The sequence below is a fragment of the Facivitalis istanbulensis genome, assembly GCF_040560405.1.
Classification (GTDB): Bacteria; Pseudomonadota; Alphaproteobacteria; order Sphingomonadales; family Sphingomonadaceae; genus Sphingomonas; species Sphingomonas istanbulensis.
In genome coordinates this window covers 25,119-42,892 of the sequence record NZ_JAVSCQ010000008.1, presented here as the reverse complement: position 1 = coordinate 42,892, position 17,774 = coordinate 25,119, and the positions used below count along the sequence as shown (strand labels likewise).

General features: G+C 67.2%; 23 protein-coding genes and 1 other RNA gene. 10 read left to right on the top strand and 14 right to left on the bottom strand.

From position 1 onward, the window contains the following. Window positions 1-72 precede the first annotated feature (72 nt). The 5 genes from RN629_RS07200 to RN629_RS07180 all read left to right on the top strand — a co-directional run bounded on the left by RN629_RS07200 (window position 73) and on the right by RN629_RS07180 (window position 4,361). Window positions 73-762, top strand: coding sequence for an N-acetylmuramoyl-L-alanine amidase (locus RN629_RS07200; RefSeq protein WP_407034591.1), 690 nt, complete (start codon window positions 73-75; stop codon window positions 760-762). Between the two features lie 71 nt (window positions 763-833). Beyond that, window positions 834-1,215, top strand: an RNA gene (rnpB, locus tag RN629_RS07195) — RNase P RNA component class A. Between the two features lie 58 nt (window positions 1,216-1,273). Next, the gene (locus tag RN629_RS07190) at window positions 1,274-3,253 is read left to right on the top strand and encodes an energy transducer TonB (protein WP_407034590.1); all 1,980 of its coding nucleotides are present in this window, start codon (window positions 1,274-1,276) and stop codon (window positions 3,251-3,253) included. 224 nt (window positions 3,254-3,477) lie between these two features. Then, a complete protein-coding gene (locus RN629_RS07185) occupies window positions 3,478-4,056 on the top strand; it encodes a J domain-containing protein (protein ID WP_407034589.1) in 579 nt (192 codons plus the stop codon). Next, window positions 4,053-4,361, top strand: a complete 309-nt coding sequence (locus tag RN629_RS07180; protein ID WP_407034588.1) for a (2Fe-2S) ferredoxin domain-containing protein — start codon at window positions 4,053-4,055, stop codon at window positions 4,359-4,361. Before RN629_RS07185 ends, RN629_RS07180 begins: the two co-directional genes overlap by 4 nt. Window positions 4,362-4,406: 45 nt before the next feature. On the opposite strand, the gene RN629_RS07175 is transcribed toward RN629_RS07180, so the two are convergent. The 8 genes from RN629_RS07175 to RN629_RS07140 form a co-directional block, all read right to left on the bottom strand. Then, entirely contained in the window at window positions 4,407-4,808 is a 402-nt protein-coding gene (locus tag RN629_RS07175) for a SufE family protein (protein ID WP_407034587.1), read from the bottom strand. 100 nt (window positions 4,809-4,908) lie between these two features. Next, complete coding sequence (locus RN629_RS07170; RefSeq protein ID WP_407034586.1) at window positions 4,909-5,148, bottom strand: hypothetical protein; 240 nt, start codon at window positions 5,146-5,148, stop codon at window positions 4,909-4,911. A gap of 21 nt (window positions 5,149-5,169) precedes the next feature. Then, window positions 5,170-5,409 (bottom strand): hypothetical protein, encoded by a 240-nt coding sequence (locus tag RN629_RS07165; protein WP_407034585.1) that lies wholly within the window; start codon window positions 5,407-5,409, stop codon window positions 5,170-5,172. A gap of 75 nt (window positions 5,410-5,484) precedes the next feature. Then, on the bottom strand, window positions 5,485-5,781 hold the full coding sequence (locus tag RN629_RS07160) for a hypothetical protein (RefSeq protein ID WP_407034584.1): 297 nt from the start codon (window positions 5,779-5,781) through the stop codon (window positions 5,485-5,487). Between the two features lie 39 nt (window positions 5,782-5,820). Next, entirely contained in the window at window positions 5,821-6,204 is a 384-nt protein-coding gene (gene pspC, locus RN629_RS07155) for an envelope stress response membrane protein PspC (protein ID WP_407034583.1), read from the bottom strand. A gap of 1 nt (window position 6,205) precedes the next feature. Continuing rightward, window positions 6,206-6,499, bottom strand: coding sequence for an envelope stress response membrane protein PspB (gene pspB, locus RN629_RS07150; protein ID WP_407034582.1), 294 nt, complete (start codon window positions 6,497-6,499; stop codon window positions 6,206-6,208). Window position 6,500: 1 nt separating this feature from the next. Beyond that, window positions 6,501-7,169, bottom strand: a complete 669-nt coding sequence (pspA, locus tag RN629_RS07145; RefSeq protein ID WP_407034581.1) for a phage shock protein PspA — start codon at window positions 7,167-7,169, stop codon at window positions 6,501-6,503. A gap of 31 nt (window positions 7,170-7,200) precedes the next feature. Continuing rightward, window positions 7,201-7,347: a hypothetical protein gene (locus RN629_RS07140; protein WP_407034580.1), complete on the bottom strand. Its 147-nt coding sequence runs from the start codon at window positions 7,345-7,347 to the stop codon at window positions 7,201-7,203. Between the two features lie 174 nt (window positions 7,348-7,521). Between RN629_RS07140 and pspF the strand changes: the two genes are divergently transcribed. After that, entirely contained in the window at window positions 7,522-8,559 is a 1,038-nt protein-coding gene (gene pspF, locus RN629_RS07135) for a phage shock protein operon transcriptional activator (RefSeq protein WP_407034663.1), read from the top strand. 66 nt (window positions 8,560-8,625) lie between these two features. Further along, window positions 8,626-9,237, top strand: coding sequence for a superoxide dismutase (locus RN629_RS07130; RefSeq protein ID WP_407034579.1), 612 nt, complete (start codon window positions 8,626-8,628; stop codon window positions 9,235-9,237). 112 nt (window positions 9,238-9,349) lie between these two features. Here RN629_RS07130 and RN629_RS07125 read toward each other — a convergent pair whose 3' ends face one another. Genes RN629_RS07125 through secB form a run of 4 tightly spaced genes read right to left on the bottom strand, consistent with a single transcriptional unit; the run spans window position 9,350 to window position 13,050 of the window. Next, window positions 9,350-9,925, bottom strand: coding sequence for a P-loop NTPase family protein (locus tag RN629_RS07125; protein WP_407034578.1), 576 nt, complete (start codon window positions 9,923-9,925; stop codon window positions 9,350-9,352). Continuing rightward, complete coding sequence (gene trpS / locus RN629_RS07120; RefSeq protein ID WP_407034577.1) at window positions 9,925-10,932, bottom strand: tryptophan--tRNA ligase; 1,008 nt, start codon at window positions 10,930-10,932, stop codon at window positions 9,925-9,927. The genes RN629_RS07125 and trpS overlap by 1 nt, the downstream gene beginning before the upstream one ends. Window positions 10,933-10,940: 8 nt before the next feature. Continuing rightward, window positions 10,941-12,527, bottom strand: a complete 1,587-nt coding sequence (gene murJ, locus RN629_RS07115; protein ID WP_407034576.1) for a murein biosynthesis integral membrane protein MurJ — start codon at window positions 12,525-12,527, stop codon at window positions 10,941-10,943. Window positions 12,528-12,540: 13 nt separating this feature from the next. Then, complete coding sequence (secB, locus tag RN629_RS07110) at window positions 12,541-13,050, bottom strand: protein-export chaperone SecB (protein WP_407034575.1); 510 nt, start codon at window positions 13,048-13,050, stop codon at window positions 12,541-12,543. A 229-nt stretch (window positions 13,051-13,279) separates the two neighbouring features. Here secB and RN629_RS07105 point away from each other — a divergent pair, with 229 nt between their 5' ends. From RN629_RS07105 to RN629_RS07095, 3 genes are read left to right on the top strand one after another with little or no spacing between them, the layout of a single operon-like run. Beyond that, window positions 13,280-13,900, top strand: coding sequence for a Tim44/TimA family putative adaptor protein (locus RN629_RS07105; RefSeq protein ID WP_407034662.1), 621 nt, complete (start codon window positions 13,280-13,282; stop codon window positions 13,898-13,900). 8 nt (window positions 13,901-13,908) lie between these two features. Then, the gene (gene mltA / locus RN629_RS07100) at window positions 13,909-15,246 is read left to right on the top strand and encodes a murein transglycosylase A (RefSeq protein WP_407034574.1); all 1,338 of its coding nucleotides are present in this window, start codon (window positions 13,909-13,911) and stop codon (window positions 15,244-15,246) included. 25 nt (window positions 15,247-15,271) lie between these two features. Beyond that, window positions 15,272-15,799: a Smr/MutS family protein gene (locus tag RN629_RS07095; protein ID WP_407034661.1), complete on the top strand. Its 528-nt coding sequence runs from the start codon at window positions 15,272-15,274 to the stop codon at window positions 15,797-15,799. Here the strand turns inward: RN629_RS07095 and dapE are convergent. Together dapE and RN629_RS07085 are read right to left on the bottom strand one after the other, a co-directional pair. Continuing rightward, window positions 15,777-16,895, bottom strand: coding sequence for a succinyl-diaminopimelate desuccinylase (gene dapE, locus RN629_RS07090; RefSeq protein WP_407034573.1), 1,119 nt, complete (start codon window positions 16,893-16,895; stop codon window positions 15,777-15,779). The genes RN629_RS07095 and dapE overlap by 23 nt on opposite strands. 93 nt (window positions 16,896-16,988) lie before the next feature. Then, complete coding sequence (locus RN629_RS07085) at window positions 16,989-17,651, bottom strand: glutathione S-transferase family protein (RefSeq protein WP_407034572.1); 663 nt, start codon at window positions 17,649-17,651, stop codon at window positions 16,989-16,991. Window positions 17,652-17,774 lie beyond the last annotated feature (123 nt).

The following is a 17,774-nucleotide window of genomic DNA, read 5'->3' as shown; positions in this document are numbered from 1 at the left end:
ACGAGGGCGTATCGCTGGCTCTTCGATGGCGCTAGACACGGGCGGCGGACCCGGGGCCGTTCAGGAGGTTGCATGACGATCGTCGACACGCCGTCGCCCAATTACGACGCGCGTACCCTACCCATCACGATGATCGTCTTACACTATACCGGGATGCAGGACGGGGCCTCCGCCATTGCGCGGCTGCGCGATCCCGAGGCGAAGGTGTCGTGCCACTATCTGGTCGAAGAGGACGGCACGGTGCTGCGCATGGTCGATGAGGCGGATCGCGCCTGGCATGCGGGCCGCTCGCACTGGCGCAGGATCGAGGACGTCAATTCGGCGAGCATCGGGATCGAGATCGTCAATCCCGGCCATGACTGGGGCTATCGTCCCTTTCCCGAGACGCAGATGGTGTCGGTGATCGAACTGGTCGCCGATATCCAGAAGCGGCATGGCATCACGCGCGGCAATATCGTCGGCCATTCCGATATCGCACCTGCCCGCAAGCGCGATCCGGGCGAGCTGTTTCCCTGGGGGGCGCTGGCCCGGCGGCGGCTGGCGCTGCCGCGCCCGACCAGGAATCTGATGGACCCGATGTGGACCGAGGCGGGCTTCTGCCTCGCGCTCGAGCGCTTCGGCTATGACGTGACCGACCGGATGGCCGCGATCATGGCGTTCCAGCGGCGGTTCCGCCCCGAACTGATCGATGGCGAGATCGACGCGGAATGCCGCATGATCCTGCTCGCGCTCTTGTTGCCGCGTCCGCAGGGCGATGATTGAGGCGGGGCCGCGCGGCTGTCCCGCCACAAAGCCCTTGCCCTGCGCCACAATCCGTCTACAGCCGCGCCCAGTCAGAGGGCCGGGCGGCCGCGGCCCCGGGGAACCGGGGGCGAGGAAAGTCCGGGCTCCATGGAACGACGGTGCCGGGTAACGCCCGGCGGGGGCGACCCCAGGGACAGTGCCACAGAGAGCAGACGGCCACGGCTTCGGCCAGGTCAGGGTGAAAGGGTGCGGTAAAAGCGCACCGCGGTCCCGGTAACGGGAACGGCATGGCAAACCCCACCGGGAGCAAGACCGAATAGGGATGGCATGGCGCGAAAGCGTCGGGGCGTGTTCCCGCCCGCCGTCCGGGTTGGTTGCTTGAGGCGATGTGCAAGCATCGTCCTAGAAGAATGGTCGCCCATCCGGCCTCGCGCCGGTGGACAGAACCCGGCTTACAGGCCCTCTGGCTTTCGTCCCCGATCTGGGGCAGCCTGCCGCCTTCACAAGGCTTGGGAGGGCTTTGATCACCATGGTACCAGGACGATTCGCGCGCGCCGCGCTGATAGGGGCGGCCGCGGCCATCAGCGTGGCCGCGGCCGCGCAACAGGCGTCGCCGCCCGCCCCTGGGACGACGGTGCAGCAGGATTATGATGCCGCGACCGCGCTGGACCAGGGCGCTGATGCGGCGGCGGCGCTGGCCGCGTGGGTCGCGCTGGCGGCACGGGTGAAATCCGGGAACCGGACCTGGGCGATCGCCATGGTGCGCAAGGGCGGAGCGCAATTCCGGCTGGGCCAGCTGGACGAGGCGGCGGCCACGATCCGCGCCGGCCTGGCGGTGCTGCCGACCGCCGATGCCTCGCTCGCCGAGGATCGGCAGAATGCGCATATCATGCTGGGCCGGATCGCGGCCGACTCGCTCGATTATGCCGATGCCTCGGCCGAATATGCCAAGGCGGAGGCCGAGGCCCCGACCGATGTCGGGCGGCTGGCGGCGATGCTGGCGGGCGCACGGGTTCGCATCTTCACCGATCCGGCGGATGCGCTGGCCACGCTCGACCGGGCCGACGCGATCGCGTCCCGGATGACGCTTGGCAAGGTCGACCAGGCCAGCCTGCTACAGGCGCGGATGCGGCTAGCGATGAATATTGGCCATCTGGACGAGGCGAACCGGATCGCGCCCAAGGTGGTTTCGCTGCTCGGCGGGATGACGCTGAGCCGGGTGGACCTGCGCGATGTCGCCGCGCGATCCGATGCCGCGATCGCTGCGCTGCTGGCCCATCGCGACGACACGGCGCGCGAATATATGGCCTATACGGGCGCGGGGCGATCGCGGAAGGGGATGTTCCGGCCCGCCAGCCTGATGACGCCCCCCGAATGCGGTGGCGAGGCCGATCTGAAGCCCGAGGATGTCGCGGTCGTCCAGTTCGGCGTCGGTGATGACGGCTCGGTCTTCGGCGTCGAGCCGGTCTATTCGTCGGGTGGCGGCGAAAAGGGGCTGGCCTTTGCCCGCGCCGTGCAGGGCTGGGCCTGGTCGCCCGAGGAGTTGAAGACGTTGCCGCCCTTCTTCCGGTACAGCGTCCGGCTCGAGATGCGCTGCTCGACCGCCTATAGCCGTCCCTCGGTCAATGAGGCGATCACGGCGCGCTTTGCCGAATGGGTGGACAAGAAGGGCGTGGCGGCCCCGGCGCAGGGGCACCAGGTGGGCGGTGTCGCGCTCGGCCGGCAGCGTGCCGCGCTGGCCGCCGCCGAGGCCAGGGGGCAGGCCCCCGCGATCCTCGCCGCCGCGGCGCAGATGTTCGACAACCCGACGCTTGGCAGCGACGAGCGCGCCGCCCTGATCGCGCGGGTCGAACCGCTGGCGGCCGCATCGGACATGCCCGCCATGGCGCGACTGCTCTTCGCCATCCCTGCGCAGGAGGGGCGCGATCGCGACTGGCGCGGGGGAGGCCGCTATGCCGCGGTCATGGCCCCGCTCCTGACCCAGAAGCCCTATGCCGACGATCCGCAGGCCCGCGCCGCGCTGCGCCTGCGGATCGCGGATCACAGCAACGAGAAATATGGCGCGCCCTATCTGCAACAGGTGGCCGACGATCCGGGGCTGGACCCGCGCGATCCCTTGCGCGTCGGCGCGCTGATCCGTCTGGCCTCGGCGGCGAAGCGCGAGGGCGATCTGGCGCTGGCGCGACAGACCTTTGAGAAAAGCGGGCTGGCGGCCTCGCAGTGCGCGACCCTGGATGCCAAGCCCAAGCCGGTGGTGATGCCCGGGCCAGACGTCTTCCCGCAAGAGGCCCGGCGTTGGGGCTTTGAGGGGTGGGTGCGCAATCAGTTCGACGTCGGTGCCGACGGCCATGTGACGAACACGCGCACGCTCGTCAGCTATCCGCCCTTCATCTTCTCGCAGGCGGCGGAGAAGGCGTTCACGTCGATGCGATTCCAGAAGACCTATCGCCCCGATGGCGGGGTCGGATGCGGTGCCAGCGTGAACGGCATCGTGTTCCAATTGCCGTAAGCCCGCTTGTGGCCGGGCCGCGTCGCCGCGGTCCGGCCGCTCCCATCCGCCGGGAAGGGGCATCGTATCGCCGTCCTGCCGGTTTCGGACAGGCGACGTCGCACCCGCCATGGACATCCGGCCATCCCGCCAAGGCGCCATATATTTCACCAGCGGGTATGGTCCGAATGGAAAGGCGTTTGAATCGGGCAATTATATAAGGTCGTGTCCGATCAGAACTTTGGATGCTTGCACCGTCGCGCAACTCGCCTAAATCGGCCCGCGTGGCGCGTTCCTCTTCCCGATCCAATGACTGGGGCTTTCCCCGCTGGCGCAGCTATGGCGCGGCGCGGGAGGCCAAGCCGGTGCGTATCTGTGACCGGCATGGCTGCGACCAGCCGGGCAATTGTCCCGCCCCCAAATCGCCGAACAGCCCCGACCGCTGGTATTTCTGCGAAGCGCACGCCGCCGAGTATAATCGCGGCTGGGATTATTTTCAGGGCCTGAGCGACGAGGAGGCCGCCGCGCGCGAAGCCTCCGAGCGGCGGACCAGCGCCGGCTATGCCCAGTCGAAGCATCAGGCCTGGGCGGGGCCGGGCGATGGCAGCCGGTCGCGGGATGAAATGCGGGCGCTCGATGCGTTGGGGCTGGAGCCCGATGCCGAGTTCGACCTGATCCGCGCGACCTGGCGCGGACTGGCCAAGGCCAATCACCCCGATATCTGCCCCAACGACCCCGAGGCGGCGGCCCGGTTCCAGCAGGTTCAGGCGGCCTATGAGGTCCTGCGCGCCGCCGAGGAGCGCCGTAGCTGGAAACCCGAATGATCCGCCGCGCCAAGGCCGAGTGGCAGGCGACGGTGCTGGTCTGCGGAAAATGTTCGAAAAAGGTCGGTGGCGGCTTTGGCCCCAAGGGCAAGACGCCGCTGGCCAAGGCGCTCAAGCGGATCTTTGGCAAGGGGCGCAAGGCGCCGGTCGGCGTGGTCGAGACCAAATGCCTGGGTCTGTGCCCGAAGAACGCGGTGACGCTGGTGGACGGGCGGCGACCGGGCGAGTGGCTGGTCGTCACGCCCGACGAGGATGTCGAGGCGATCGCCGCGCGGTTGAGGCAGGGCGGCGATCCAAAGCCCTGACCCTGCCCCGGGCCCGCGTGCCCCCGGAGGCCGGGGCGCGCCGCCTCAATAGCGTCCCGCCGTCTCGCGGATCAGCGCGATCATGTTGGGAATCCCCTGGGTCCGGTTGGAGCTCAACTGGTTCTTCAGATCGAACGGTGCCAATTGGCCCTCGATATCGGTCGCCAGGATGGCCGCGGGACTCTTGTCCTGCACCGTCGCCAGGACCAGCGCGATGATCCCCTTGGTGATCGCCGCGTTGGAGTCGGCCAGGAAATGCAGGCCCTCGCCATCCCCCTTGGTCGGGTAGACCCAGACCGAGGCCGAACAACCCCGCACCAGCGTCGCCTCGGTCTTCAACGCCTCGGGCATCGGCTCCAGCGCGCGACCCAGATCGATCAACAGGCGGTAGCGATCGTCGGCGTCGAGAAATTCATATTCGTCGCGGATTTCGGCAAGGTCGGGCATGGCATCGTCCGCTACCGATTGTGTCCGTCCGCGACAAGCCGGACCTGCCGGGAAAGGCGGGAAGGGGAGGGCCATTCCCCCGGCCATCCCGTTGCCCGGTTCAAAGATCGACGCCGGCGGCGATCGCCTCGAGCTTGCGGATGCGTTCCTTCAGGTCGGCCATCTCGATCCGCGATGCGGCGGAACTGGCGGCCGGATAGGGCATCTCGTGCGCACGGTCGAACTCGCGGCTCTTGAGCTGCAACCAGCCGCGCCATCCGGCCAGACCCGCGGTCAGGATCATCGCCAGGCCCGCCAGCCCGGCGGTCGCCAGAACGATGTAGAGATTGGTATCGGTCATCATCCCTGTTCCCTGACTGGATTAGCGGTCGCGCAGGCGTTCGATCTCGCGGTCGAGGTCGATGCTCTTGTGCTGGTCGGTGATGACGCGCTCCAGCACCTGGACGCGCTCCCTCAACTGCTGCACCTCGGAGCGCAGCGTCTGGGCATCGCGCCCCTGTTCGCCGCGCAGATGCTCGATCATATCCATGCCGATCGAGCGACGTTGCCTTGCCTTGAAGATGCTGGCGATCATCACGATCGCGACGATCAGAACGGCCATGAACTGTCCGCCGGACATAGCGGTACCTCCCTTTGGATTATCGTGTCGGTATTCGGTGTGGACGGGCGGCGCGGCTCAGCGATCGCGCAGCGCGTCGATTTCGCGCGCGGTCCGCTCGGCGGGGTCCGTGGCTATGCGCTCCAGCACCGCGATCCGCTCTTCCAGCCGGGAGAGCTGGCCGACCAGCTTCTGGTTCTCGGCGGTCAGCAGCTCGACCTTGCGTTCGTCGGCCATGCCCGGCTTGGCGACGGTGACGCCCCATTCATTGTCCAGGCTGTAGCCGTGCCGCGCACGGATCCAGGTGGTCATTACCCAGCCGATCATCGACATTGCGATAATCGTCAGGACGAAACCCGGTCCTCCCCACATCATGATCCTTGCTCCCATTCAGATTGGATTGCGGCCGGACGATCAGCGCAGGCTGTCGATCTCGTCGGCCAGTTGGCGGTTGCGGCTGGTATAGTGCAGTTCGATATCGGCGAGCCGACGGTCGAGATCGCGGAATTTCGAGCGGACCTCGGCGGTCGAGCGGCGCGGATTGCTGCGCACGCCCTGCCAGAATTTGGCGTCCTCGTCAGACTGGTAGAGCCCGATCGGCTTCGCCGTCGCCATCCAAGCGACCATGATATAGGCCAGCGGAAGCCATGGCATGCCGACGCCGGAGAGGGTCAGCAGGACCGCGGCGATGCGGACCCACATCACGTCCACGCCGGTATAGTCTGCGATCCCGGCGCACACGCCCTTGAACCTGGCATTCTGCTTGTCGAGATAGAATTGGGTGCGGCTGGCGCTCATGTCAGTTCCTCCGATCGAGGCTGTAGTCGTGCTGGCCGAGGCGGTTTTCGGGACGCCATTCGGACTGCGACAGGCCGGGCTTGAAATCGGGATGGTCGGCGGCGACGATCCGTTCGATCGTGTGCAACCGATCCTCCAGCCGCCGTGCAAGCAGATGAAGCTCGTCTAGCAACTGCTCGTCCTCATGGGTGATCTTCGGCGCCTGTTTCCACTTGGTCATATAATGGAGGAACAGCCAGGGCAGCGCGACGAAGATCGTGACGATGGGGACGGCGATGTTGAAGAAATCCTCCATCTCATTCCCCCTTGCTGAGGCGCGCCTTCAGCGCGGCGAGCTCGGCATCGACCCGGTCGGAGGTATGCAGCTCGGCGATCTCCTCCTCCAGCGTCTTGGGCGATGCGCCCAGGCCCAGCGCCTCGGCGCGGCCCTCGGCCTCGTCGACCTTGCGCTCTAGGATGTCGAAGCGGCTGAACGCGTCATGCGTCTTCGCGCCGTTCCACATCTCGCGCAGGCGATAGCGGTTGTTGGCGCTTTCCAGACGGGTCTGGACCGCATTCTGCTTGGTCCGCGCCTCGCGCAGCTTGTTCTGCAGCTTGGCGATGTCGTCTTCCGACGCGCGCAGCGCATCGTCGAGCACCTGCACCTCCGCCTTGAGCTGGTCGGCCATGTCGGCGGCCTTCTGGCGTTCGAGCAGCGCGGCCTTGGCCAGATCCTCGCGGTCCTTCGACAGCGCCAGCTCGGCCTTTTCCGTCCAGCTATCCTGCAACTGGTCCAGCTTGGTGATGTGGCGGCGGATTTCCTTCTGGTCGGCGATCGTGCGGGCGGCGGACGCGCGCACCTCGACAAGCGTTTCCTCCATTTCGAGGATGATCATGCGGATCATCTTCGCGGGGTCCTCCGCCTTGTCCAGCAGGTCGGCGAAATTGGCGGCGACGATATCGCGGGTGCGGGAGAAAATGCCCATCGGATACTCCTTGATGGCGGCTGTTCGGGGATTATGCGACCGGCACCTCGATCGTGGCAACCGGCGCCTGCGGGGTGGCGACATGTGCGGGGGCGAGCGCGCCCAGCAGGCAGGTGGCGCTCATGACGATGGTGCAGGCGATGGCGGCGATCTGGCGGGTCAGGCTGGTGGCGAACATGGCAAAAACTCCCTGATTGTCTGTTTCGGTCCGCATCGTGGCGGTATGCCGATAGCATTGCAGGGGGCGTGCCAGTTTTAAAAAATAATTGAATTCAATGGGTTGTGAAATAGTTGCGCTGGTTCAACGATTGTCCTCTTGCCAAGGCTTGGCAAAATCCGCCACCTGTTGGCAATGGAGCGGACAAGTCAGGTCATCGGCCAGTCGGGGGCCTTTCTGGACGCGCTGGAACTGGCGAGCCGCGCGGCGGCGCTGGACCGCCCGGTGCTGGTCATCGGCGAGCGCGGCACCGGCAAGGAACTGGTCGCCGAGCGCCTCCATCGCCTGAGCGGGCGTTGGGACCAGCCGCTGGTCGTGATGAACTGCGCCGCCTTGCCCGAGACGCTGATCGAGGCGGAATTGTTCGGGCATGAGGCGGGCGCATTCACCGGCGCGACCAAGGCACGGTCGGGCCGGTTCGAGGAGGCCAATGGTGGCACCTTGTTCCTCGACGAACTGGGCACGCTGTCGATGGCGGCGCAGGAACGGTTGCTGCGGGCGGTCGAATATGGCGAGGTGACGCGGATCGGCGCGTCGCGGCCCTTGCGCGTCGATGTCCGCATCGTCGCGGCGACCAACGAGCATCTGCCCGACAAGGTCGCCGCGCATCAGTTTCGCGCCGACCTGCTCGACAGGCTGTGTTTCGAGGTGGTGACGCTGCCCCCCTTGCGGGCCCGCAAGAGCGATATCATGCTGCTTGCCAATCATTTCGGGCGTCGCATGGCGGCCGAGATCGGCTGGGAGAATTGGCCGGGCTTTGGTGCGCAGGCGACCGACGCGTTGATGGAGCATCGCTGGCCGGGCAATGTCCGTGAGTTGCGCAACGTGGTCGAGCGCGCCGTCTATCGCTGGGACCGCGAGGGGCCGGTGGATGCGATCGAGATCGATCCGTTCCGCTCGCCCTATCGGCCGCAGGGCCAGTCCCCCGCCGCCGCGAAAAGCGAGCAGGGCGCGGTGCCCGCTCCGATGAGCGACGGCGATGAGGTGGCAGCGTGCGACGTCGGGCCGTCCGATTTCAAATCCCGCGTCGCGCGTTTCGAGCGTGAGTTGCTCACCAAGGCGCTGGCGGAAAACCGCTTCAACCAGCGGACCACCGCCGAGGCGCTCGGGCTGAGCTACGACCAGTTGCGGCATGCGCTTCGGCGCCATGATCTGATCGGAACGGTTGCGTAACCGGCTTTTGGGAGCCATTTGACGGGTCCGGCGTTGCCACAGGCAAACCCAAAAGGAGCAATTACGATGGCTTTCGAACTGCCGCCCCTCCCGTACGGCTATGATGCGCTCGAGCCGGTCATCTCCAAGGAGACGATGACCTTCCACCATGACAAGCATCATGCCGCCTATACCAACAAGCTGAACGAAGCGGTCGAGGCCGATGCGTCGCTTCAGGGCAAGTCGATCGAGGACATCCTCGCCAATATCTCGTCGGCCCCGGCGGTCGTCCGCAACAATGGCGGCGGCTTCTGGAACCATGACTTCTTCTGGAAGATCATGACCAAGCCCGGTTCGACCAAGCCCTCGGGCAAGCTGGCCGACGCGATCGAGGCGTTTGGCGGTCTCGACAAGCTGAAGGATGAATTCAACACCAAGGGTGCGGGCCAGTTCGGTTCGGGCTGGGCCTGGGTCATCGCGGACGCCGACGGCAAGCTGAAGGTCGCGTCGACGCCGAACCAGGACAATCCCCTGATGGACGTCGTCGCCGAAAAGGGCACGCCGATCCTGGGCAATGACGTGTGGGAACACGCCTATTACCTCACCTATATGAACGACCGCCCCGGCTATCTGAAGGCCTGGTGGGACGTGGTGAACTGGGACGAGGCCGGCCGCCGGTATGAGGCGGCGGTCGCGTAAGCACGCGCCGATCGCTTCGGACAAGCGAAAGGGCGGTCCCGATGGGGCCGCCCTTTTTCGTTGCAGGGGAGGGCGGCGCGGTGCCTTTGGCCTCGCACCCGGCGGATCGCACTCAGCCCGGGCCGTGTCGAAGCCTGTGGGGCGATGTCCGGAGATCGGCCAGCAACTGCGCCAGGGCCGGGGAGCGATCATAACAGAGCACCCGCTCCTCGACGGTGGCCAGCACCCGAAGGATCGATGGTTGCACCCTGCTTCGCCAGCGCCAGCAATAGTGCAGAAAGGCGAGGTCCAGCCTTTCGGGACAGCCGGGTGCGCTGTCGGGCCGGATCCGGCCATGATGGCGCGCGATTCGCCGCAGGATGCGAGGGATCGTGACGTGGCGGGGAAGGTCGAGCCAGATGATCCGCTCCGCGCGGGCCAGCCGGTCCCGGATCGCGGTACCGTAATGCGCGCTGGAATAATTGCCGTCGATCACCCATTCGGCGCGTGCGGCCAGCGCCGTCATGTCGGCGATGAAATCCTCTCGCTGTCTCGGAACCCAGCCGGGGCCGTGAAACAGCGCGTCGCCATGCCAGACCGGCAATGCCAGCGCCGTGCCGATCTGTCGCGCCAGCGTCGATTTGCCGCTGCCCGGAGGCCCCATCACCATGATCCGGCGGGGGATCGCGGTGATGGGGCCGGGGATCATCAGATCTGCAAGCCCATGGTCCGCTGTACGTCGAGCAGCAGCGGCGCGGCGAGATCACGGGCCTTCTCCGCCCCGCGTTCCAGGATCCGTCCCACTTCGCCGCGATCGTCGAGCAGGCGGGTCAGCCGTTCGCGGATCGGACCCAGCGTGGCGACCGCCAGATCGGCCAGTTCGGGCTTGAACGCGCCAAAGCCCTTGCCCGCGAACTGCGCCAGCACATCGTCGGGCGCACGGTCCGACAGCGCGGCATAGATGGTGATGAGGTTGCGCGCCTCGGCCCGGCCTTCCAGCCCCTCCATCGTTTCGGGCAGGACGTCGGGATCGGTCTTGGCCTTGCGGAACTTCTCGGCGATCATCTCGTCGCTGTCGATCAGCTTGACCAGCGACATCTCCGACGGGTTCGACTTGGACATTTTCGCGCTGCCGTCGCGCAACGACATGATGCGCGGCGCGGCGCCGCTGATGAGCGGTTCGGGCAGGGTGAACAGTTCGCGCTCATAGTCGTTGTTGAACTTGGTCGCGATATCGCGCGCCAGTTCCAGATGCTGCTTCTGGTCCTCGCCCACCGGCACATGGGTGGCGTTGTAGAGCAGCACATCGGCGGCCATCAGCACGGGATAGTCGTACAGCCCGACGCTCGCGCCCTCGCGATTCTTGCCCGCCTTGTCCTTGAACTGGGTCATGCGGTTCAGCCAGCCGACGCGCGCGACATTGTTCAGCAGCCAGCCGAGTTCGCTATGCGCCGAAACCCGCGTCTGGTTGAACAGGATCGAGCGATCAGGATCGATGCCGGCCGCGATCAGCGTCGCGGTCATCTCGATCGTGTTGGCGGCCATGGCGGCGGGGGTGATCCATTCGGTCAGGCCGTGCAGGTCCGCGATGAAATACATCGTCTCGCCGCCCTTGGCCTGGATGTCGTCCTGCATCGCCACCCACTGTTTCACGGCGCCCAGATAATTGCCGAGATGAAGGTTGCCCGTGGGCTTGATGCCGGAAACGACGCGCATGATGGTCCTCAGTTGCTGCGGCGAACGAGCCGCTTGATGTCTCCGATACGGAACGCGCCCGTCGCGAAGGTGGCCAGCGCATAGACCAGCATGCCGGTCGCGACCAGTAGGATGAGCGCGCCCCAGCGCTCCAGGTTGCTGCCCGTCACATAGGGCTGGAACCGGGTGTTGAGCATCGCCATCGCGCCCCCCATCAGCAGGGCGGCGAGCGCGATCCGCCATGCGCGGCGGCGAAGCTGCGCGTCGGCGACGAAATGGCCGCGACGCGATAGCGTGTGATAGAGCAGCGCGACATTGACGGTCGAGGCGATCGCGGTCGCGAGCGGCGGCCCCATATGCCTGAGGGGCAGGATGAAGGCCAGGTTCAGTCCCAGATTGACCAGCATCGACCAGGTGGCGAAGCGCACCGGCGTGCGCGTGTCGGCACGGGCATAGAAGCCGGGCGTCAGCACCTTGACCAGGATATAGCTGGGCAGGCCGATCGAGAAGGCGGCCAGCGCCTGCGCGGTGTAGAAGCTGTTGGTCGCGGTGAACTTGCCATGCTGGAACAGCGCGGCGGCGATCGGCTGGCCGCAGACAATCAGGGCGACCGTGGCGGGCAGGGTGAGGAGCAGGGCCAGTTCCATGCCCCTGTTCTGCGTCTCCATCGCCTCGGCTTCCTTGCCCGCGCCCAGCAGGCGCGAAACGGTGGGCAGGAGCACGGTGCCCAGGCCGATCCCGATCAACCCCAACGGCAATTGGTTGAGCCGGTCGGCGGCATAGATGTACGAGACCGAACCGGCGGGCAGGAAGCGCGCGGCGAGCGCGGTCGAGATGACGAGGTTGATCTGCACCGCGCCCGCACCCGCCGCGGCGGGCAGGATCAGTTTCAGCAGCCGCTTCACATCGTCATTGATCGTCGGCCGCTTGAGCCGCAGCCGGACGCCCGCGCGGCGGCACGCCCACCATAGCCAGACCAGCTGGAGTGCGCCCGCCACCGACACCGCCATCGCCTGGTTGCGCGCGGTGGGCAAAGGATCATGGTCGTGGAACAGCAGCAGCGCGACGATCAGCGTCAGGTTGAGCAGGATCGGCGCGGCTGCGTTGACCCAGAAGCGCTGGAGCGAATTGAGGATGCCGCCCAGCAGCGAGACCAGGCTGATGAACAGCAGATAGGGAAAGGTCAGCCGGTTGAGCAGGACGATATAATCGAACTGCGCCGCCGTGCCCTTGCCATAGCCGAAGGTCTGGACCCAGGTGACGGGCCATGCCGCCAGCTCGACCAGCGCGGTCATCGCCAGCAGTACCGGCAGCAGCATCGACAGCGCGTCTTCGGCAAAGGCCAGGCCCTGCTTCAGGCCGGCCCCTTCCGCCGCCCCCTCCGCCTTGTCGCCCTCCGCCACCTTGCGGTTGAACATCGGGATGAAGGCGGCGGAGAAGGCGCCCTCGGCGAAGAGGGCGCGGAAGAGGTTGGGCAGGCGAAACGCGATCTGGAACGCGTCGGAGGCGAAGTTCGCGCCGACGAAGCGAAAGAACAGCGAGTCGCGAACCAGACCAAGCACGCGGCTGGCCAGAGTCAGCCCGCCGACCGAGCCCAGCGCCTTGGTCAGGTTCATGGTTCAGTCCGGATCAGGCGTGGCCGGTTTCCGGGGTGTTGGGCTGCGCGGTGCCCTGGGCCTCGGCCTGCTGGAGATACAGCTGGGCGAAATCGATCGGCTCCAGCATCAGCGGCGGAAATCCGCCGTCGCGCACCGCATCGGCCAGCACGCGGCGGGCGAACGGGAAGAGCAGGCGGGGCGCTTCGCCCAGCATGAAGGGCTGGATCTGGTCGACGGCCACGTTGCGGAAGCCGAACAGGCCCGCATAGCTCAGGTCGACGATGAAGGCGGTCTTGCCCTCGGACTCGGCGCGGACCTCGATCTTGAGGACCAGTTCATGGACTTCCTCGCCGACCTGCGCGGCGGAGATGTTGAACTGCACGTCGATGCCCGGCGCGTTCTGCGCCTGGTAGATGCCCGGCGCGTTCGGGTTCTCGAACGACAGATCCTTCACATATTGCGAGATCAGACCGGCGGCGGGGCCGGTCTCGCCCTCTGCGGTCGGCGCTTCGAAGCCCTGCGGCAAACCCTGTTCGTCCATCGTCAATACCTTCTTGCGTACTATCAAGGGGGCTAGGGAACCGAAAGGGCAGGTTCGCGCGTTCGGCCTAATGGCCGTTGCGCGTAGCAGCGGGTCGATAGGGATTCAACCTTGGCCGCCGGGGAAGTCCTCCTTTCATGGCCGGGTTTTCATTATCGGTCGGTACGCCTATATCGGTCGGGTTATCGAAAGGCTTGTCGCGTTGTTATTCTACGTCGTTCTTCTCGCGATGGTCGCGCTCTTCCTGGCCCTGCGGCTCTACAGCGTGCTGGGCAAGCGGACCGGCCATGAACAGCCGTCGCCGCGCAGCGCGGAGGATCGCGCGATGCCGGTGATCTTGCCGCGCGTGGCCGACACGGGGCAACAGGCCGCGCGGGTCGCCGATCGCAACATCGAACCGCGTGCCGAACAGGGGCTGCGGGCGGTGATCGCGGGCGAACCCGGCTTCGACGTGACCCAGTTTCTGGGCGGGGCCCAGGCCGCCTATCGCATGACGCTCGAAGCCTTTTGGCAGAATGACGAAGCGGCACTCGCCGATCTGGTCGAACGCGATGTGCTGAGCGCCTTTGCCGAGGCGATCGCGCAGCGGCGCGAGGCGGGCGAGACGCTCGACAATCGCCTGATTCGAATCGAGAGCGCCCGGATCGTCGATGCGCAGGTGCAGGGGCGCGATGCCCGGATCACCGTGCGGTTCGATGCGGATATCGCCGCCGTGACCCGCGACGCCGAGGGGCAGGTGATCGCCGGTTCGCTGAGCGACGCGGTCGAGACGCACGACGTCTGGACCTTCGCCCGGACGCTGAAGAGCGGCGATCCGAACTGGAAGCTCGTCGACACCGACGAAGCCTGACCGACGGCATGACGAGGGGGGCGGGATTCGCGGCCACGGTCGCGCTGTCGATGACGTTGGCGGCCTGCGCGGGACGGATCGTTCCGCCGGGCGAGGCGGGGGGCTATCCCTCACGGCCTGTGCGCGAACCGCGCCCCGGCCCTTCGTCCCGGCTGCCGAACGGAGCCTCGGCATCGCGGATACCGCCGGGGCCGATTCGCATCGTGCCCGCCACGCCGCTGCCGGCGACGCCTGTCACCACGACGCCCGGCGCGGCCACCGCGGCGCAGGCTGGCATTCTGGCAGGGCCGCCGGTCGCCTCGCTGCCGATGACCGAGGGACAGGCGGACGCGGCGCGCGCCGCCTTTGCCTTGTCCTGTCCCGGACTGATGCGCCGGACCGACAGCAGCGGCCTGACCCAGGGCGCCGATTGGCAGCCCGCCTGCCAGGCCGCCGCCAGCGTCGCGCCGGGGCGCGCCCGGGATTTCTTCGCCCGGTATTTCGAGGCCGTGCAGGTCGGTGACGGCCGCTCGCTGGCAACGGGCTATTACGAACCCGAGATTGCGGGCTCACGCGAGCGGCGCTCGGGCTATGACGTGCCGATCTATGCCCGGCCGCGCGACCTTATCGATGTCGATCTGGGCGCCTTCTCCACCGACCTGAAGGGCAGGAAGGTGCGCGGCAAGGTGCAGGGCAGCACCCTGGTCCCCTATGACGACCGCACTGCGATCGAACTGGGTTCGCTGGAAGGGCGGGCGCCCGTCCTTGCCTGGGGCGCGGACCCGGTGGAGGTCTTCTTCCTCCAGATCCAGGGGTCCGGCCGTCTGCGCCAGCCCGATGGCACGATCATGCGGATCGGCTATGACAGCCAGAATGGCCGCGACTATACCGGCATCGGCGCGCTGATGAAGGCGCGTGGGTTGCTCGGGCCGGACCAGAGCTCGATGCAGGGGATCGTCGCTTGGCTGCACGAGCATCCCGAGCAGGGTCGGGCGATCATGCGCGAGAATAAGAGCTTCGTGTTCTTCCGCGAACTGACCGGCGCGCCGCAGGGCGCGATGGGCTATGCCGTGACCGGTCAGGTCAGCGCGGCGGCCGATCCCAAATTCGTGCCGCTGGGTGCGCCCGTCTTCCTGTCGATGGACCGGCAGGACGCGACCGGCCTGTGGGTAGTCCAGGATACGGGGGGCGCGATCAAGGGTTCCAACCGGTTCGATACCTTCTGGGGCGCTGGCGATACGGCGCGCACCGTGGCGGGCGGCATGTCGGCGCGGGGCACGGCCTTCCTGCTATTGCCGATCGGCACGCTGGCGCGGGCGGGCCTGGCGACGACCAGCGGGGCGGCCGGTGCGGTCCCTCAACCCTGACGAAGCGCAGCTCTGGGCGCGGGTGATGGAGACGGTGCGGCCCTTGCGCGCCGCGGTCGTTCCCGCTCGCCCGGCGCCGCCGCCTCCGACGATGGAGACAGTGTTCCACGAAACCCCCGGCGCGCCCAAGGTGCGGGTCAAGGGGCGCGTGCCGCCCCTGCGCCAGCCCGCGCCGCCACCGCCCGCCCCGCGCAAGGGACCGGGTGAGACGCTGGACGGCGGCTGGGACAAAAGGCTCTCGCGGGGCAGCGTGCTGCCCGACAGTTCGCTGGACCTGCACGGGCATACGCTGGCCTCCGCCCATGCGATGCTCGATCAGGGGCTGGCGCGCGCGATTTCGCGGGGCGACCGCGTGCTGCTGCTGGTGACGGGCAAGCCGCCGCGTCCCGAGAGCGAGCGCCCCCATGCGCGCGGGGCGATCCGCGCGGCGATCAGCGACTGGCTCGGCGCATCGCGCCATGCCGATGCGATCGCCGCGATCCGCAACGCCCATCCGCGCCATGGCGGGCAGGGGGCGCTCTATATCGTGTTCAGGCGCCCGCGCGAGCGATGATGGCCGCATAGATGCGGGTCAGGGCGGAGAGATCATCGACCGCCACCGCCTCGTCCACCTTGTGCATCGTCGCGTTCAGCAAACCGAACTCGACCGTGGGGCATAGTTTCGACAGGAACCGCGCGTCCGACGTGCCGCCGGTGGTCGACAATTCGGGTTCGATCCCGGTTTCGGCGCGGATCGCCTCGGCGATCATCGTGGAAAAGGCGCCGGGCTCGGTCAGGAAGGCTTCGCCCGAAATCCGGCCGGTCACCTGCGCGGCGGGGGCATGGGCCAGCGCGATCGACCGGATTCGATCGATCAGCGCCGCGCCGCTCTGTTCGTCGTTGAAGCGGATCGACAGGCGCGCCTGCGCCGATCCGGGAATGACATTGTGCGCCGCGTTGCCGACATGCAGATCGGTGATCTCGATATTCGATGGCTGGAACCAGGCATTGCCCTGGTCCAGCGTCACTCCCTCGATCTCGGCCAGGATCGCGATGAGGGGGGGAATCGGATTGTCGGCCAGATGCGGATAGGCGACATGACCCTGCCGTCCGGGCACGGTGATCCAGATATTGACCGATCCGCGCCGCCCGATCTTCATCATGTCGCCCAGATGCCGGGTGCAGGTCGGCTCGCCGACCAGGCACAGATCGGGGGCGATGCCTCGCGCGGCCATGCGATCGATCAGCGCGCGGGTGCCATGGACGGCGGGCCCTTCCTCGTCGCCTGTGATGATGAGGGTGAGCGGGATGGTCGAGGGGGTCGAAGCGATGGCCGCGACGAAGGCGGCGACCGCGCCCTTCATGTCGACCGCGCCCCGCCCGAACAACAGGCCCTCGCGCACCGTGCCGGAAAAGGGCGATCCGTCCCAGCCTTCGCCGGCTGGCACCACATCGACATGGCCCGCAAAGGCCAGATGCGTCCCCCGGCCCGGCCGCGTCGCGAGCAGATTCTCGACCGGCCCATCCGGCGCCTCGCCCGCCACGAAGCGATCGACCGCAAAACCCAGTGGGGTCAGCGCATGGTCCAGAACGTTGAACACAGGGCCGCGCGCGGGGGTGACGCTGTCGGCGCGGATCAGGGCTTGGGCCAGGGAAAGGGCGTCGGTCATACCGCGCGGCATAGGCAGCACGCGCCGGGTCGGCAATGGGCGCGTCGTCCGTCAGGCCGTTGCCCGTCCGGCACGGTACGGCGGCAGGGCGACTTACCCCACCGGCTGTTCAAAGCGCTCGATCACCCACTCTTCCTCCTGCGCGCCGGCGATCCAGTCCTGCATGAAGGGGTGATGCAGCACCGCATCCATATAGGGCAGGGCAAAGCGTGCGACGGGCAGTTGATAGGTCACGATCCGCGTCACCACCGGCGCGAACATGATGTCCGCCGCGCCGAACGCGCCGAACAGGAAGTCTCCCTCGCCGCCAAACCGCGCGCGCGCCTGGGCCCAGAGTTCCATGATCCGGTTCAGATCGACGATCACATCGTCGTCGGGTGTCTGGGCGGGAAAGATCTGGCGGATGTTCATGCTGTGCTTGCGACGCAGCGCGACGAAGCTGGAATGCATCTCGGCGGCCATCGACCGCGCCATGGCGCGCGCGGCGTCGTCGCCCGGCCAGAAGCGCTCACGACCGACCTTGTCCGCCAGATAGTCGACGATCGCCAGGCTGTCCCAGACGACCGCCTCGCCATCCCACAGGATCGGCACCTTGCCGGAGGAGGGCGCGAATTCCGCCCCTTCGCGACGGCGATCCCAGTCCGCGTCATAAAGCGGCACCACGACCTCCTCGAACGGGAGTCCCGACTGCCGACAGGCGAGCCAGCCGCGCAGCGACCAAGAGGAATAGGCCTTGTTGCCGATGATGAGCTTCATGGCGGGACGGGGTAACGCCCCCGAAGGCCCGCGTCCACCGGGCAAAAGAAAGGCCCATCCGACAGGATGCCGGATGGGCGAATACCTATCCATGTTCGGCGCGGCTCAGGCGTACGACCACCG

Bases quoted from the DNA above. Each gene is read 5' to 3' on its own strand.
- RN629_RS07200 (WP_407034591.1), top strand. From the start codon at position 73: ATGACGATCGTCGACACGCCGTCGCCCAATTACGACGCGCGTACCCTA.
- RN629_RS07190 (WP_407034590.1), top strand. From the start codon at position 1,274: ATGGTACCAGGACGATTCGCGCGCGCCGCGCTGATAGGGGCGGCCGCG.
- RN629_RS07185 (WP_407034589.1), top strand. From the start codon at position 3,478: ATGCTTGCACCGTCGCGCAACTCGCCTAAATCGGCCCGCGTGGCGCGT.
- RN629_RS07180 (WP_407034588.1), top strand. From the start codon at position 4,053: ATGATCCGCCGCGCCAAGGCCGAGTGGCAGGCGACGGTGCTGGTCTGC.
- RN629_RS07175 (WP_407034587.1), bottom strand. From the start codon at position 4,808: ATGCCCGACCTTGCCGAAATCCGCGACGAATATGAATTTCTCGACGCC.
- RN629_RS07170 (WP_407034586.1), bottom strand. From the start codon at position 5,148: ATGACCGATACCAATCTCTACATCGTTCTGGCGACCGCCGGGCTGGCG.
- RN629_RS07165 (WP_407034585.1), bottom strand. From the start codon at position 5,409: ATGGCCGTTCTGATCGTCGCGATCGTGATGATCGCCAGCATCTTCAAG.
- RN629_RS07160 (WP_407034584.1), bottom strand. From the start codon at position 5,781: ATGATGTGGGGAGGACCGGGTTTCGTCCTGACGATTATCGCAATGTCG.
- pspC (WP_407034583.1), bottom strand. From the start codon at position 6,204: ATGAGCGCCAGCCGCACCCAATTCTATCTCGACAAGCAGAATGCCAGG.
- pspB (WP_407034582.1), bottom strand. From the start codon at position 6,499: ATGGAGGATTTCTTCAACATCGCCGTCCCCATCGTCACGATCTTCGTC.
- pspA (WP_407034581.1), bottom strand. From the start codon at position 7,169: ATGGGCATTTTCTCCCGCACCCGCGATATCGTCGCCGCCAATTTCGCC.
- RN629_RS07140 (WP_407034580.1), bottom strand. From the start codon at position 7,347: ATGTTCGCCACCAGCCTGACCCGCCAGATCGCCGCCATCGCCTGCACC.
- pspF (WP_407034663.1), top strand. From the start codon at position 7,522: ATGGAGCGGACAAGTCAGGTCATCGGCCAGTCGGGGGCCTTTCTGGAC.
- RN629_RS07130 (WP_407034579.1), top strand. From the start codon at position 8,626: ATGGCTTTCGAACTGCCGCCCCTCCCGTACGGCTATGATGCGCTCGAG.
- RN629_RS07125 (WP_407034578.1), bottom strand. From the start codon at position 9,925: ATGATCCCCGGCCCCATCACCGCGATCCCCCGCCGGATCATGGTGATG.
- trpS (WP_407034577.1), bottom strand. From the start codon at position 10,932: ATGCGCGTCGTTTCCGGCATCAAGCCCACGGGCAACCTTCATCTCGGC.
- murJ (WP_407034576.1), bottom strand. From the start codon at position 12,527: ATGAACCTGACCAAGGCGCTGGGCTCGGTCGGCGGGCTGACTCTGGCC.
- secB (WP_407034575.1), bottom strand. From the start codon at position 13,050: ATGGACGAACAGGGTTTGCCGCAGGGCTTCGAAGCGCCGACCGCAGAG.
- RN629_RS07105 (WP_407034662.1), top strand. From the start codon at position 13,280: ATGGTCGCGCTCTTCCTGGCCCTGCGGCTCTACAGCGTGCTGGGCAAG.
- mltA (WP_407034574.1), top strand. From the start codon at position 13,909: ATGACGAGGGGGGCGGGATTCGCGGCCACGGTCGCGCTGTCGATGACG.
- RN629_RS07095 (WP_407034661.1), top strand. From the start codon at position 15,272: ATGGAGACGGTGCGGCCCTTGCGCGCCGCGGTCGTTCCCGCTCGCCCG.
- dapE (WP_407034573.1), bottom strand. From the start codon at position 16,895: ATGACCGACGCCCTTTCCCTGGCCCAAGCCCTGATCCGCGCCGACAGC.
- RN629_RS07085 (WP_407034572.1), bottom strand. From the start codon at position 17,651: ATGAAGCTCATCATCGGCAACAAGGCCTATTCCTCTTGGTCGCTGCGC.